Here is a 14,497-nt window from a genome sequence, read left to right as displayed (position 1 = left end):
TCGGGGCGACCCCGCGACCCTCGGTAGAGCTCGGCGCTCTGGACTGGCTACGCTTCTCTGGTAGCCACATTGACGGAACCAGTACTCGAGCGCGCGGCGGCACCGTCAGGTGCGCGCCTGCGGGCTGCGTCGGCGATCCTCGGCGCGACCGCGCTGATCGCCGTCCTCACGGCGCTCATCGTCCTCGCCCGCGCGGGTGGCGACACCGCGACGGCGTGGCCCGTCACATGGGAGCTCCAGAACAGCGACAACGGCGTGCTCTTCCAGTATGTCCACGACATGCTCACGGGGCGCACGCTCGACTGGAGCTTCTCGCCCCAGGTGTACGTGTTTCCTGAAGTCCCGATGAGCGTCCTCGCCTACGTGCTGGCAGGTGGCTCGGTGCAGGCGTACTTCGTGTTCGTCGCCGCCATCAACAACGCCGCGCTCTTCCTGGGACTGTACCTGCTGGTGCGCCTGCTGCATCCGTCGGAGCGACAGGCTACGTGGCTCGCGCGCGCGGGGATCGCGATGCTCCCGCTCCTGATCCTCCCGCTCCTCGGAACCAGCTGGCTGCAGTCCTACCATCTCGCGCCCACGTACTACTTCGGCATGTACCTCCTGGTGATCGCCGCCCCCTCGTTCTACCTCGTGAGCTCGACCCGGTCGCGCGTTCTGCTCGGTGCAGCGATCGTCCTGACCGCAGCATCCAATCCACTCGCCCTCGTCTTCTGCGTGCCTCCCCTGATCCTCGTACTGCTGGTCCGCAGTGTCCGGCACGGCTTCCGCAGCACGCGACGTGCGGCCGCGGTGTCGGGCATTCTGCTGCTCACGGCACTCGCCGTGCGGGTCGTCTTCTTCTCGAGGCTGCAGGGCACCTCCCCGCTCAACTACATCGACCTCGATGCCTTCCTCGGCAGGCTCGGTGACCTTGAGCCTCACTTCGCGCTCATGGTGGCGGACACGACGACGCGCATCGTTCTCACCGTGGGCGCCCTGTGCGCGGTCGCCTGCCTGGTGTTCGCGATCGTGGGTGCGGTGCGCTATCTGCGAGCCGACCGCAGCGCGGTCCCCACCGACCGGGCCCTGGTCGGCCTCTACTTCGGCCTGGTCCCACTGGCAGGTCTGTCGGCGACGGCGGCACTGTTGATCACTCACTACCTGTACGCGTGGCTCGTGCTCATCGGCCCGATGGTCTTCGTGCTTCTGGCGGTGCCGCGACGGTGGGTGCCTCGCGTGGCGCCGATCGGCGCGGGCGTGCTGCTCGTCACCGGCATGGTGACGGGCGCTGTGTCCGGAGTCGCCGGCTCCGGCGACTATCTGACGGCTCGCAGCGCCGAGACCCAGTGCCTCGACGAGAACCTGCCCGCCGGTGTCGAGCTCGGCTACTCGACCTTCTCCGATGCGCGACGCCTGTCGTTGACCTCCGAACGCCCGTTCCGTCTGATCCAGATCACGGCCGATGCGCAGCCCTCGTATTGGTTGACCAATCGGACCTACGCCAAGACCGAGGGCGGCCAGTTCTTCTACATCAACGATCACGGCGACGAGGCCGCGATCAGCACTGCCGTGATCACGGGCCTGTTCGGCAACCCGGACAGCAGCTTCGGCTGCGGTCCGGGTCAGACCGTGCTCGTATACAGCGAGCCGAGCAAGCTCGCGGCGATCAAGACGTTCTACAACGAGAATCCGGGAACCTAGCCGCCGGCTGCGCGATCCCGCTCAGACGAGGATCAGCGACAGCGTGTACGTCCACACGCAGATGACGGCCAGCATCCCGAGGCTGTAGCCGATCGAAGCGCGCAGGATCTCGCCCTCCCGGCCCGACAAGCCGACCGCCCCCGCCGCGATCGCGATCGACTGCGGAGAGATGACCTTCGCGGTCGTCCCGCCCGCCGTGTTCGCGGCGATGAGCAGATCGGGCTGCACGCCGATCCGCTCGGCGGTCGCGACCTGGAGCGGTCCGAAGAGCGTGTTGTTGTTGACGACCGACCCGGTGAGGAACACACCGATCCACCCGATGATCGGCGCGAAGAGCGGGAAGAGCGAGCCGACGCCGGCGAGCGCCGCCCCGATACTTGCCGATCCCCCGGAGTAATTCGCGATGTTGGCGAGCACCAGGATCAGCGCGATCAGCACGAGCGCCTGCCACAGCTCTCGCAGTGTCTGACGAAGTTCGTGCCAGAGGTCGCCCCATTTCAGCGACGGCGTCGTCAAGAACGACACGATGACGGCGAGGAGGATCGCGGTGCCGGTGGCGTTGAGCGGCGTGAAGTCCCACGTGGTGGCGACCACGGTTCCGTTCGCGGTCGTGACGTCTCCGGTGAGGCCAGGGATCGGGAATGTGAACACCGCGCCTGCGAGCGGTCCAGCTGCCGCGAAGAGCTGCTTGAACCACGGGATGCTCCACACGAGGATGAACCCGGTCAGGATGTAGAACGGGCTCCACGCGATCGCGATCTCGCGGACGGTGTGGCGTTCGGCGGGCGGTGCCTCGCCGCCGTCCTCGCGGAAGACGTGCTTCGGGCGCCAGACGCGCCCGAAGACGAAGAGCGCGACCATCGCCGCCAGGCCGGCGCCGAGGTCGGCGAGTTCGGGGCCGAGGAACCACAGCACTCCGGCCTGCACGCCGCTGAAGACGATGCTCACCACGAGCGCCGCGGGCCAGGTCTCACGCAGGCCCCGCCACCCGTCGAGGATCACCACCAGCAGGAACGGCACCAGCAGCGTGAGCGGCTGCAGAACCAGCACCATCGTGCGCGACAGGTCCATCACGTCGATGCCGGCGACCTGCGCGCCGACGATGACAGGGATGCCGATCGCCCCGTAGGCGCCCGCCGCGACGTTCGCGACGAGCGAGACCATCGCCGCCTTGACCGGCTTGAAGCCGAGCTGCACCAGGAGCGCTGCACAGATCGCGATCGGCACACCGAAGCCCGCAGCACCCTCGAGGAACGCGCCGAACGCGAAGCTGATGAGAAGCACCTGGATGCGCTGGTCGGGCGAGACACCCGAGATCGACGCGCGGATCACGTCGAAGCGGCCGCTCGCCACGGCCAGCCGGTAGAGCCACACCGCCATGACGATGATGTAGGCGATCGGCCAGATCGCGGTGAGCAGCCCGATCAGGCCAGATCCGGCGACGCCGGATGCCGGCATCCCGAACACGACCATGGCTACGACGATCTCGACCACCACCGCGATGATGGCGGCGATGATGCCCTTCAGCTTGAAGACGACTAGGCACACCAGGAAGACGAGGATGGGGATCGCGGCAACGAGCGCGGAGAGCCACACACTCCCGAGCGGGTCGATGTTCTGCATCCACATGGGAGAGCTCCGTCTCGTCGGTCTCGCGCGCAGGCGATGGTGAGGCCCACGCGCCACGATAGCGAGTCATCGGCGACTGAGCCCGCACCGCCGCCGGATCAATCCGGCTCGGCGATATCGCGCACCCGCCCTCCCCCGCACGAACACAGGCGATCGCGCGAGAACAGGAGGTTCTGCGCAGGATCGTCCTGCCTCCGTGCGTTGTCCTGTGTCGGTGCGGGCTCGGCGGTGCGGGGGCGCGGTCAGTCGCGGAGACGTACCGACAGGCAGGTGACGCAGCCCTCGAGCTTCTCGAACTCCGACACCGGCGTGGTCAGAACCTCCAGGCCGCGGCCGCGCAGCAGCGCGGCGGTCGCGGGAGCATCGTCCGACATGAGAACGGTCGATTCGTCGAGCACGACGACCGCGGTGCCGTGCTCTTCGGGTACTGCAAGGAATCGGTCGAACATCGACGGGTCGTCCACGAGCGGCTCGAACCCGATGATCGTGCCGTCCGGCAGCGCCGTGATCCCGGACTTGAGGTGCAGCACCTTGGTGACGGGCACCTGCACCACCGTCCACCCCCGTGGCTCCAGCGCGGCGCGCAGCTGCGCGATCCCCTCGGAGTTCGTGCGCAGCGACGCTCCGACGTAGACGGTGCGCCCGACCTTCAGCACATCCCCTCCATCGAGCGTGCCGGGTTCGACGATCTCGACGGCATCCAGACCGGATGCCGCCACCACCGCCTGCACCGTCGGCTTCTCGCCCCGTCGCGATTCCGCGCCGGCGCGGGCGAGCACCGCCAGATGGTCGAACACGATCACCGCATCTTCGACGAAGACGCCGTCGGGCTGAGCATCCGCCGCGGGGATCTCGATGATCTCCCACCCGCGCCCGCGGAACACCTCGAGGTACCACTGCCACTGTTCGCGAGCACGCGCAGGGTCGACCTCAACCCTGTCGAGATGGGTCAACTCACCGTCGGCGAGTGCCGGAGACGGTGGCCGGACCAGCAGCCGCGCCACTCAGCGCGCGCCCGGATAGTCGCGCGCGGGTGCGCCCACGTACAGCTGCTGCGGGCGACCGATCTTGGTCTGCGGGTCGGACTGCATCTCACGCCAGTGCGCGAGCCAGCCGGGAAGACGCCCGATTGCGAACAGCACCGTGAACATGCGCGTCGGGAAGCCCATCGCCTTGTAGATGACACCGGTGTAGAAGTCGACGTTCGGGTAGAGGCGACGCTCCTTGAAGTAGTCGTCTTCGAGCGCGAGCTGCTCGAGCTCCTTGGCGAGATCGAGCAGCGGGTCGCTCACGCCCAGCGCGTCGAGCACTTCATCGGCCGACTCCTTGACGAGGCGCGCACGCGGGTCGTAATTCTTGTAAACGCGGTGGCCGAAGCCCATGAGCTTGACCCCGTCCTCCTTGTTCTTGACGCGTTCGACGAAGCGCTGCACGCTCTCACCCGAGTCTCGGATCTGCGCCAGCATTTCCAGAACCGCCTCGTTCGCACCACCGTGCAGGGGTCCGTAGAGAGCGTTGATGCCCGCCGAGATCGACGAGAACTGGTTCGCCCCGGTCGAGCCGACCAGGCGCACGGTCGAGGTGGAGGCGTTCTGCTCGTGATCCTCGTGCAGGATCAGGAGCCGCTCGAGCGCGCGGGACATGACCGGGTCGATGTCGTAGATCTCGGACAGCACCCCGAAGTTGAGCTTGAGGAAGTTGTCGACGAATCCCAGCGAGTTATCGGGATACAGGAACGCCTGGCCGATGCTCTTCTTGTGCGCGTAGGCCGCGATGACGGGGAGCTTCGCGAGCATCCGGATCGTGTTCAGCTCGACGTGCTCGGGGTTGTTGGGGTCGGACTCGTCTTCGTAGTACGTCGAGAGGGCGGCTGTGGCCGACGACAGCACCGACATCGGGTGTGCCGTCGTGGGAAGCGACGAGAAGAAGCGCTTGAGGTCTTCGTGGAGCAGAGTGTGATGGCGGATGCGCTCATCGAACGCCGCGAGCTCGTCTGCCGTCGGCAGCTCGCCGTAGAGGAGGAGCCACGCGACCTCGAGGTAGGTGCTGTTCTTCGCGAGCTGCTCGATCGGATACCCGCGGTAACGCAGGATGCCCTTGTCTCCGTCGATGAAGGTGATCGCGGACTTCGTCGCAGACGTGTTGACGAATCCGTAGTCGAGGGTCGTGTGGCCCGTCTGGCGGGTGAATGTCGAGATGTCGACACTCGCCGCGCCGTCCGTCGCAGGCAGCACGGGGAACTCCGCCGTCCGGTCGCCGATGGTCAGGGTGGCCTTCTGCTGGATGTCCGCGTCGCTCACGGCGCCTCCTTGCGATCTCTGGGTCGATCCGGGGTGTCGTCGGCCGGCCCGAAAGGCCCGAAGGGGCCGATCCGAGTGCCGTGGCGATGACGGAGGATGGCCCGCTACCGCGTCTTTACAGCCTAGTGGCCGCATCGACCAACCATCGCAACTGCCAAAGCCCTGGGGACTCTCATGGAGGAAAGGTCCTAACTCCGCGCGGCGGACCCGGTTGCGTGGCCTTCCCCTTCGCATCCGGCATCGCCCATTCCCATCGGCACCAGCCTGTTGCGTGTCGCGGTCGGCGTGTAACATACTGGTATGCACAAATCCCGCCTGCTCTCTTTCCCCGCGGCAATCGCTTCCATCACCATCGCAACGTTAGGCGCTGTGGCACTCGCTCCGCTGAGTGCCAGCGCCGACTCGTCCCCGCCTCCGGCCGATTCGTCGACTGTGTGCGCCGAGCGGGTCACCTTGAATGACGGGTGGTTGCCCGGATCAATCGACACGTCGTTGCCGGGATCAGAGGTTGATGAGCTTGCACAGCCGGATCTGCCTCCTGTGTATGACTACACGTATGAGAGCGACCAGTACGGATACCTCACACATGAGCAGTACACGGTGGCAGGAACGTTGTGGGTGCAGCGGTGGTACACCTACCACGAGAAGAACAGTCGCGTCGCGACGATGGCCGTCCAGTACGGACCCGGCTACCCTGCCGACGGTCCTCGTGAGCTGAGCTATGCGTACGACTACGACTCGACGGGTCAACTGACCAGCAAGGTGACATCGGTGGACGGTCAGCTCTGGGTCACGCGCTCGTACGGATACGACCGGTTCGGCCGGACTGACGCGATGGCAGTCCAGTACGGATCGGGATATCCAGTCCCTACCACCGGTCCGCTCGCAGGCCTTCAGAGCCTCGCCTACAGCTACGAGTACGACGATCTGACCAGAGTGCACGGTACGACCATCTCGACCGGTGCGGCACCGGACCAGCCGTGGGTTCAGTGCGGCTACACCTACACCCCGGCAGACTCGTTCAACAAGTCATCGATGGCCGTGTCGGTCGCGTACGCCACCGACACACCGATCCCCGCCGAAGGTCCTCTTGCAGGACATCGTGAGCTCACGTATGTCTACAAGGCCTGGTTCCAGTCCGCTCCCCTCCTCGAGTCCATCCGCGCCGGCCTCACCGCTGACGGTGAGGTCCTCGAGCGCTTCGACACCGTTCGATAGGCATCACCCACCGCGGGCGGCCCCGCTGACCATCATCGGAGGACGATGGTCAGCGGGGCCCGGCAGGTGCGCTCAAGCGGGCGGCGGCGGCGGCGATCCGCTCGTCGGTCGCCGTGAGCGAGAACCGCACGTGCTCGGGGAAATGGCTGCCGTAGAAGTGCCCCGGTCCTGCCAGGATCCCGAGCCGTGCGAGCCGCTCGATGCTCTCCCAGGCGTCACGCCCCTCGGTCGCCCAGAGGTACAGACCCGCCGTGCTGTGGTCGATCCGGAACCCCGCCGCCGCGACAGCCGGCTTGAGCACCGCACGGCGCTGCCGGTACAGCTCCTTCTGCACCGCGACATGCGCATCGTCGCCCAGCGCGGCGACCATCGCGGCCTGCACGGGTGCCGGCGGCATCAGGCCCAGGTGCTTGCGCGCCGTGAGCAGCTGCTCGACGATCCGGGGATCACCGGCGAGGAACGCAGCGCGATAACCTGCAAGATTGGACTGCTTGCTCAGCGAGTACACGGACAGGACGCCGCGTTCATCGTCATCGATGATGTCAGGGCGCAGGATGCTGGGTACGGGCTCGTGGGCCCACTGCGCGTCCCACCCGAGCTCCGCGTAGCACTCGTCCGACGCGATCACCGCGCCGAGCTCGCGTGCGCGACGCACGGCGACGCGGAGGGAAGGGGCATCCCACACGCGGCCGTCGGGGTTCCCGGGAGAGTTGATCCAGATCAGCTTCGTGCCCACAGGCCAGTGCGCGGGGTCGTCGATCGCCACGGGCGTCGCGCCGATGAGGCGTGCGCCGACCTCATAGGTGGGGTACGCCGCACGGGGGTGCACGACGATGTCGCCAGGGCCGAGATCGAGCAGGAGCGGGAGCAGCGCGACGAGCTCCTTCGACCCGATCGTGGGCAGCACGTGCGCAGGCGTCAGACTCGGCACAGCACGTCGCCGCGCGTACCAATCGACGATGGCCTCGCGCAGGGCCGGGGTTCCCACAGTCTGGGGATAGGCATGGGCGTCGGTCGCCGCACGCAGCGCCTCAGCGACGATGTCAGGCGTCGGGTCGACCGGAGAGCCGATCGACAGGTCGACGATGCCGTCGGGGTGGGAGCGGGCCAGCGCCGCGTACGGAGCCACCGCGTCCCACGGGTAGTCTGCGAGGTCCGAGACGCCCATGTCAGCGGGCCCGGCGCGCGATCACTCGGGAGGTCACTCGCCCTGCGGCGGGAGTGCAGCGATGATGGGGTGGTCGGAGTGGATCACGCCGACCTTGGCGGCGCCGCCCGGAGAGCCGACCTCATCGAAGAACTCGACATTGGCCTTGTAGTAGTCAGACCACTCTTCCGGCAGGTCGTCTTCATAGTAGATCGCCTCGACGGGGCAGACCGGTTCGCATGCACCGCAGTCCACGCACTCGTCGGGGTGGATGTAGAGCGACCGGTCGCCCTCGTAGATGCAGTCCACCGGGCACTCGTCGATGCAGGCGCGGTCCTTCACATCGACGCACGGGAGGGCGATCACATACGTCACGGGTTCAGTCTAGTTGGGCTCGCGCCGAGCTCGGCGACGTGCTCGCCCGGTGTCGCGGCCACCTCGGCGTCACCCCGGCGGATGCCGGAGAGGTCGGGCCACGCGACGACGAGGGCGACGAGCACGGGCACGGCGATCGTCCAGACGATGCCCACCGGGAATGCGTCGGGGGCGGCGGCCGGAACGATCACCGATCCGCCGGGGCCGCGGCCCGAGAAGACGAGGGTGGTCAGCATCATGCCGATGCCCGTTGCCAGCGCCGCCCAGCGGTCGGAGGTGAGCAGCCGCACGGCCGCGAGGAGCGCGGCGCTGCCGATCACCGCCAGCGCCAGTCCGAGCGGGAACCAGTCCAGCATGTAGGACTGGGCGATCGTGCCCGCCAGTCCGTAAACACCACCGACGATGAGCGCGATGATCCACGAGCCGAACCGAGACCAGGAGAATGCCACGGCGCCAGTCTAGGTCGCCGGTCGCCGAGCAGCCTGGGAAGCGAGGACGCACGCCGTCACGACGCGAGGCCCCACAGTCGCAGCACGGCGGCGACCACAGCGGCCGCGATCACGACGACGAGGAACGGGGCTCGCACGAGGAGGAGTCCCCCGGCCACCAGAAGGGCCGGGATGCGTGCATCCACGACGATCTCCTGCCCTGACGCGAGGGTCTGCACCCCGACGAGCGCAGCCAGGAGCGCGACGGTGAGCAGATCGGCGATCCGGGCCGGCCGGGGCGCCTCGAGCAGCCTCGGGGGGACGAGATAGCCGAGCCCCTTGAGCGCGACGCAGATGCTCGATGCCAGGAGGACGGCGGTCCAGAGAGTCACGGCAGCCCCTCGCGCTCCGGGACGTCGTCCGGCTCGTCCTCGCCCCACCTGTGAACACGCGCGGCCACGTCGGCGCTGCGGCGTCCGAGCCAGTTGAACCACCCGACGATGATCGCCACGATCGCTGCGACGAGGACGGGCACTCCGGGCATGAGCACCGGAGTGAGGGCGACCGCGACGACCGCGGCAGCGACGCCGACGGCGATCGCCTGAAGCTGACGCAGTCGCGGCCAGAGGAGTGCCAGGAATGCGGCCGCGGCCGCAGCATCCAATCCGTACGCTCTCGGGTCGCCCAGCACATCACCGAGGAGCCCGCCCGCGAGTGTCGAGAGGTTCCAGCCGATGTAGATGCCGAGGCCCGTCACCCAGAAGCCCACGGTGCGGGCTCTGGATGTCGTCTGGGCGAGCGCCACAGCGGTCGACTCATCGATCGTGAACTGCGCGGCGGCCGCCCGCCGCCACGCACCCGGGCCGATGACCGGCGACATGCGCATTCCGTAGGCGACGTTGCGGACGCCCAGGAGCGACGCAGAGGCGACAGCGGAGGGAAGGGCGACGAGCCCGCCGCCGCTGAAGACGCCGACGAAGGCGAACTGCGATCCACCCGTGAACATGAACAGGCTCAGGACGCACGTCTGCCAGATGTCGAGACCGGATGCCACGGCCAGCGCGCCGAACGAGATGCCGTACGCGCTCGTGGCCAGCGCCACGCCCAGCCCCGACCGCGCAGCGCGCCGTGCAGACGGGTCAGGCTCAGCGGGGGTGGAGCGCGACGTCACCGCCCGAGCTTATCGAGCGTGCGTCCCTGGCCCACGTGGCCGATCCGACATCCGTGGCCGCATTCCTGCCACCGCGGACCCTCCGGGGTCAGGCGCTCGCGTTCGCGTCCTGACGCTTCAGGCGGGCCGTGGCGCGCGCGCGCTCGGTCGCATCGAGATTCACCTTGCGGATGCGCACCATTTCAGGCGTGACCTCGACGCACTCGTCCTCGCGGGCGAACTCGAGGCTCTCCTCGAGCGAGAGCTGACGCGACGGCGTCATCGACTCGAACGTGTCGGAGGTCGACTGACGCATGTTGGTCAGTTTCTTCTCCTTCGTGATGTTCACGTCCATGTCGTCGTTGCGCGAGTTCTCGCCGATGACCATGCCCTCGTAGACCTCCTGCGTGGGCTGCACGAAGAACGACATGCGCTCCTGGAGGGCGATGATCGCGAAGGGGGTGACGACGCCGCTGCGGTCCGCGACGATCGATCCGTTCTGACGCGTGACGATCTGGCCGGCCCACGGCTCGTAGCCGTGCGAGATCGCGTTGGCGATGCCCGTGCCGCGCGTGGTGGTGAGGAATTCGGTGCGGAAGCCGATCAGGCCGCGCGAAGGCACGACGAACTCCATCCGCACCCAGCCGGTGCCGTGGTTTGTCATGTTCTCCATTCGACCGCGGCGGGTGGCCAGCAGCTGCGTGATCGCACCGAGGTAATCCTCAGGGGCGTCGATCGTCAGGTGCTCGAACGGCTCGTACGTCTTGCCGTCGACCTTCTTGGTGACCACCTGGGGCTTGCCCACGGTGAGCTCGAAGCCCTCACGGCGCATGTTCTCGACGAGGATCGCGAGAGCCAGTTCGCCGCGGCCCTGCACCTCCCACGCGTCGGGGCGTCCGATGTCGACGACCTTGAGCGAGACGTTTCCGATCAGCTCGCGGTCGAGCCGGTCCTTCACCAGCCGCGCGGTGAGCTTGTGCCCCTTGACCTTGCCGGCCAGCGGCGACGTGTTCGTGCCGATCGTCATCGAGATGGCCGGATCGTCGACGTGGATCTGCGGGAGCGGACGCACGTCGTCGGGGTCGGCGATCGTCTCCCCGATCGTGATGTCGGGGAAGCCTGCGATCGCGACGATGTCGCCGGGCGCGGCGCTCTCAGCCGGGTAGCGCTCGAGCGCGCGCGTCTTCAGCAGCTCGGTGATGCGCGCGTTGCTGGTCGTGCCGTCGGCGCGCACCCAGGCGACCGTCTGGCCCTTCTTGAGCGTGCCGTTGAAGACGCGAAGCAGGGCGAGACGACCGAGGAACGGGCTCGAGTCGAGGTTCGTGACCCACGCCTGCAGCGGAGCCTCGTCGTCGTACGAGGGGGCGGGGACGTGCTCGAGGATCGCCTCGAAGAGGGGCTCGAGGTCGTCGTTGTCGGGAAGGCTGCCGTTGGCGGGCCGATTGTGGGATGCCGCGCCCGCACGCCCGCTCGCATACACGACGGGCACATCCAGCAGGGCGTCGACATCGAGGTCGGGAACGTCGTCGACGAGGTCGGACGCGAGCCCGAGGAGGAGGTCGTGCGACTCTTCCTCCACCTCGGCGATGCGCGCGTCGGGGCGGTCGGTCTTGTTGACGAGGAGAATGACGGGAAGCTTGGCCTCGAGAGCCTTGCGCAGCACGAAGCGCGTCTGCGGGAGCGGCCCTTCACTGGCGTCGACCAGGAGCACGACGCCGTCGACCATCGACAGGCCGCGCTCGACCTCGCCCCCGAAGTCCGCGTGACCGGGCGTGTCGATGACGTTGATCGTCACGGGACCATCCGTGGCGTGGGCGCCCTTGTACGTGATCGCCGTGTTCTTGGCGAGGATCGTGATGCCCTTCTCACGCTCGAGATCGTTCGAGTCCATCGCGCGTTCGTCGACGTGCGCGTGCTCGCCGAACGAGCCGGTCTGACGAAGCATGGCATCGACGAGCGTCGTCTTGCCGTGGTCGACGTGGGCAACGATCGCGACGTTGCGGAGGTCTGAACGGTGGGCGCGCGCCATGAAAGGTCCTTGCAGATTGGGGATTCGCCCGAAAGAGGGCTCACTCATTCTACTCGGTCGCGCCTGACCGACTCCCGACGGGAGATCCCACGCGGCTCCGGGAGGGTGCTCGCACCCGTGCGCGGCGCCCTGGGTGGCCGGTCAGGCCGCTCCGCGGGCCTCGCGGCGCTCGCGCTGGATCTCCGGGTCCGGCACGGGAACGGCCGCGATCAGACGCTTCGTGTAGTCCTCGCGGGGATTGCGCAGAATCTGATCGCGTGTACCCACCTCGACGAGCTTTCCGTGCCACATCACCGCGATGCGATCGGCCAGCGCGTCGATCACAGCCAGGTCGTGGCTGATGAAGAGGCATGCGAAGCCGCGCTCGCGCTGAAGTTCGCGCAACAGCTCCAGCACGGTCGCCTGCACCGAGACATCCAGTGCGCTCGTGGGTTCGTCGGCGACGAGGACGTCGGGATTCAGCGCGAGCGCCCGCGCGATGCCGACCCTCTGCTTCTGGCCACCCGAGAGTTCGTGAGGGAACCGCGACGAGTACGCCCACGGAAGGCGCACCGAATCCAACAGGTTGCCGACGCGCTTGTCGAGGGCGGCACCCTTGACCCCCTCGGAGAGGAAGATGGGCTCGCCGATCGAATCGCCGATCGTCATGCGCGGATTGAGCGAGCTCGACGGGTCCTGGAAGACGATCCCGACCGTCCGGTGCAGCTCGTGGATGAGGTTCCGGTTGGCGTGGGAGATGTCCAGGCCCGCGACTTCGAGACGGCCGGAGTGCACGGGGAGGAGGCCGATCGTCGCACGCCCGATGGTCGTCTTCCCCGAACCGGATTCGCCCACGAGTCCGAGCACTTCACCCTTGTAGATGTCGAGGGTGATCTGATCTGCCGCCCGGAACGCGGGAACCCTGCCCCGCTTGGGATATTCGATCGCGACGTCGGTGAACGACACGGCGATCGGTCGATCGGTCGGAGCGGCCACGACCGGTGCCGGATCGTCCTCGCTCGCCACGGTGATGCGCGGAACGGCGGCCAGCAGCGCCTGCGTGTAGGGATGCTGAGGGTCGGCGAAGACCTCCGCGACGGTACCGGTCTCGACGATCTCACCGGTGCGCATCACCGCGATGCGATCGGCCATGTCCGCGACGACGCCCATGTCATGGGTGATGAGGAGGATCGCCGAGCCCATCCGCTGCTGCAGCTTGCGCATGAGGTCGAGGATCTCGGCCTGCACGGTGACATCGAGAGCGGTCGTCGGCTCATCCGCGACGAGGAGCACCGGGTCGCACGAGAGCGACTGCGCGATCATGGCGCGCTGCCGCTGACCGCCCGACAGCTGATGGGGGTAGGAATCGAACGCCTTCACCGGGTCCGGGAGCTCCACGAGGCCGAGCAACTCGATCGCTCGCACCTTGCCCTGCGCGGGAGACATGCCGAAGTGCTGACGCAGCGTCTCGACGATCTGGAATCCGACCGTGAGGACGGGGTTGAGCGCGGTCATCGGCTCTTGGAAGATCATCGAGATCTGCTTGCCGCGGACGTCCTGCAGCTGGCGGGGCGAGAGGCCGCGTAGCTCACGGCCGAGCAGCTTCGCGCTGCCCGAGACCCGCGCGTTGTTGGGAAGCAGCCCGAGCAGTGCGAGGGAGCTGACGCTCTTGCCGGAACCGGACTCCCCGACGATGGCGAGGACTTCGCCGGCAGCGATCTGATAGCTGACGTGCTTGGCGGCGGGAACCCAGACGTTGTCGACGCCGAAGTCCACCGACAGATCTGTGACCTCCAGCACCGGGGCGAGCTGGGTGGGACCGGACATCTTCGGGCCGTAGCCGACTCCGGAAACGTTCATCGACGGGATCCTTCCTTCGAGCTGACAACGCTCCGTGCAGACGAGGACGCGGCGTGATCGCCGGCCGGTGGTGCGACGATGGACGGATGGAAAGCAGCACGCCCATCGTCTACCGCTCGCGCACGAGCACCGTCATCGCGGTCATCGCATGGGTGATCCTCGCTGCCTCCGGCATCGCCACGATCGTCACCGCGTTCGATTCCGCGAGAGCCGTGTACGCGCTGGTCCCCCTGGCGCTGATCGCCCTGCTGGTCTATGAACTGCTCTGGCAGCCGCGCGTCGTGGTCGACGATGACGGCGTCGTCCTGGACGACCTGTTCCACACGGTGTCGATCCCGTGGACGTCGGTCATCGCCGTCGAGACGCAATGGGCTCTGACCATCGTCACCCCGAAGCGGCGCTACCGCTCGTCCGCGGCGCCCGCGCCCGGATTCATCGCGCGACCCCATCTGGGTCGAGACAGCACGAGTCCCGAGGTGGGGCGCGACGGCGGAGTGCGCAAGTCCGACGCCCTCGGCACCGATTCGGGTGACGCCGCGTACATCGTCAGACGCCGCTGGCTCGATCTGGTCGAAGGCGAGCGCATACCCATCGGTCGCGCCGACACCGACCGACCGAGCGTACGACTCCACTCCGCGACGATGATCGCCGTGGTGCTCCTGGCCGCGGCGAGCGTTCCGGCTCTGCTCGCGCTGTAGCAGC

The 14,497-nt window shown here is 67.7% G+C and carries 13 protein-coding genes; 3 read left to right on the top strand and 10 right to left on the bottom strand.

Features of this window, described 5'->3' with window-relative positions; translation table 11 throughout:
- The first annotated feature begins 69 nt into the window (after window positions 1–69).
- Window positions 70–1,680 (top strand): hypothetical protein, encoded by a 1,611-nt coding sequence (locus F6B43_RS00630; RefSeq protein WP_150447051.1) that lies wholly within the window; start codon window positions 70–72, stop codon window positions 1,678–1,680.
- Window positions 1,681–1,701: 21 nt separating this feature from the next.
- Here F6B43_RS00630 and F6B43_RS00625 read toward each other — a convergent pair whose 3' ends face one another.
- The 3 genes from F6B43_RS00625 to F6B43_RS00615 form a co-directional block, all read right to left on the bottom strand.
- On the bottom strand, window positions 1,702–3,309 hold the full coding sequence (locus F6B43_RS00625; protein WP_150447050.1) for an L-lactate permease: 1,608 nt from the start codon (window positions 3,307–3,309) through the stop codon (window positions 1,702–1,704).
- Window positions 3,310–3,551: 242 nt separating this feature from the next.
- Window positions 3,552–4,313 (bottom strand): dimethylargininase, encoded by a 762-nt coding sequence (gene ddaH / locus F6B43_RS00620; protein WP_150447049.1) that lies wholly within the window; start codon window positions 4,311–4,313, stop codon window positions 3,552–3,554.
- The gene (locus F6B43_RS00615; protein WP_150447048.1) at window positions 4,314–5,609 is read right to left on the bottom strand and encodes a citrate synthase; all 1,296 of its coding nucleotides are present in this window, start codon (window positions 5,607–5,609) and stop codon (window positions 4,314–4,316) included.
- A 540-nt stretch (window positions 5,610–6,149) separates the two neighbouring features.
- On the opposite strand from F6B43_RS00615, the gene F6B43_RS00610 reads away from it, so the two are divergent.
- Window positions 6,150–6,827, top strand: a complete 678-nt coding sequence (locus tag F6B43_RS00610) for a hypothetical protein (RefSeq protein WP_150447047.1) — start codon at window positions 6,150–6,152, stop codon at window positions 6,825–6,827.
- A 49-nt stretch (window positions 6,828–6,876) separates the two neighbouring features.
- Here the strand turns inward: F6B43_RS00610 and dapC are convergent, their stop codons facing one another.
- From dapC to F6B43_RS00575, 7 genes are all read right to left on the bottom strand, one after another.
- Window positions 6,877–7,995 carry a succinyldiaminopimelate transaminase gene (gene dapC, locus F6B43_RS00605; protein WP_150447046.1) on the bottom strand — a complete coding sequence of 373 codons (1,119 nt, stop codon included), beginning with the start codon at window positions 7,993–7,995 and terminating at the stop codon, window positions 6,877–6,879.
- Window positions 7,996–8,028: 33 nt separating this feature from the next.
- Window positions 8,029–8,349: a ferredoxin gene (gene fdxA / locus F6B43_RS00600; RefSeq protein ID WP_150447045.1), complete on the bottom strand. Its 321-nt coding sequence runs from the start codon at window positions 8,347–8,349 to the stop codon at window positions 8,029–8,031.
- Window positions 8,346–8,798, bottom strand: coding sequence for a histidinol dehydrogenase (locus F6B43_RS00595; protein WP_150447044.1), 453 nt, complete (start codon window positions 8,796–8,798; stop codon window positions 8,346–8,348). Before F6B43_RS00595 ends, fdxA begins: the two co-directional genes overlap by 4 nt.
- Window positions 8,799–8,854: 56 nt before the next feature.
- Window positions 8,855–9,169, bottom strand: a complete 315-nt coding sequence (locus tag F6B43_RS00590) for an AzlD domain-containing protein (RefSeq protein WP_150447043.1) — start codon at window positions 9,167–9,169, stop codon at window positions 8,855–8,857.
- Window positions 9,166–9,948 carry an AzlC family ABC transporter permease gene (locus F6B43_RS00585; protein ID WP_150447042.1) on the bottom strand — a complete coding sequence of 261 codons (783 nt, stop codon included), beginning with the start codon at window positions 9,946–9,948 and terminating at the stop codon, window positions 9,166–9,168. The genes F6B43_RS00590 and F6B43_RS00585 overlap by 4 nt, the downstream gene beginning before the upstream one ends.
- Before the next feature lie 88 nt (window positions 9,949–10,036).
- On the bottom strand, window positions 10,037–11,956 hold the full coding sequence (typA, locus tag F6B43_RS00580) for a translational GTPase TypA (RefSeq protein WP_150447041.1): 1,920 nt from the start codon (window positions 11,954–11,956) through the stop codon (window positions 10,037–10,039).
- A gap of 141 nt (window positions 11,957–12,097) precedes the next feature.
- Entirely contained in the window at window positions 12,098–13,795 is a 1,698-nt protein-coding gene (locus F6B43_RS00575; protein WP_150447040.1) for an ABC transporter ATP-binding protein, read from the bottom strand.
- Between the two features lie 86 nt (window positions 13,796–13,881).
- Between F6B43_RS00575 and F6B43_RS00570 the strand changes: the two genes are divergently transcribed.
- On the top strand, window positions 13,882–14,493 hold the full coding sequence (locus F6B43_RS00570; protein ID WP_150447039.1) for a PH domain-containing protein: 612 nt from the start codon (window positions 13,882–13,884) through the stop codon (window positions 14,491–14,493).
- The last annotated feature ends 4 nt before the right edge of the window (window positions 14,494–14,497 follow it).

Origin of the sequence: Microbacterium rhizomatis (assembly GCF_008710745.1) — a bacterium.
Lineage (GTDB): Bacteria > Actinomycetota > Actinomycetes > Actinomycetales > Microbacteriaceae > Microbacterium > Microbacterium rhizomatis.
The sequence above is the reverse complement of the archived record's forward strand: the minus strand, read 5'-3'. Positions and strand labels throughout refer to the sequence as shown.

Excerpts from the sequence above, each read along its gene's own strand:
- typA (WP_150447041.1), bottom strand. The coding sequence starts at position 11,956 with ATGGCGCGCGCCCACCGTTCAGACCTCCGCAACGTCGCGATCGTTGCC.
- F6B43_RS00570 (WP_150447039.1), top strand. The coding sequence starts at position 13,882 with ATGGAAAGCAGCACGCCCATCGTCTACCGCTCGCGCACGAGCACCGTC.
- F6B43_RS00625 (WP_150447050.1), bottom strand. The coding sequence starts at position 3,309 with ATGTGGATGCAGAACATCGACCCGCTCGGGAGTGTGTGGCTCTCCGCG.
- F6B43_RS00575 (WP_150447040.1), bottom strand. The coding sequence starts at position 13,795 with ATGAACGTTTCCGGAGTCGGCTACGGCCCGAAGATGTCCGGTCCCACC.
- dapC (WP_150447046.1), bottom strand. The coding sequence starts at position 7,995 with ATGGGCGTCTCGGACCTCGCAGACTACCCGTGGGACGCGGTGGCTCCG.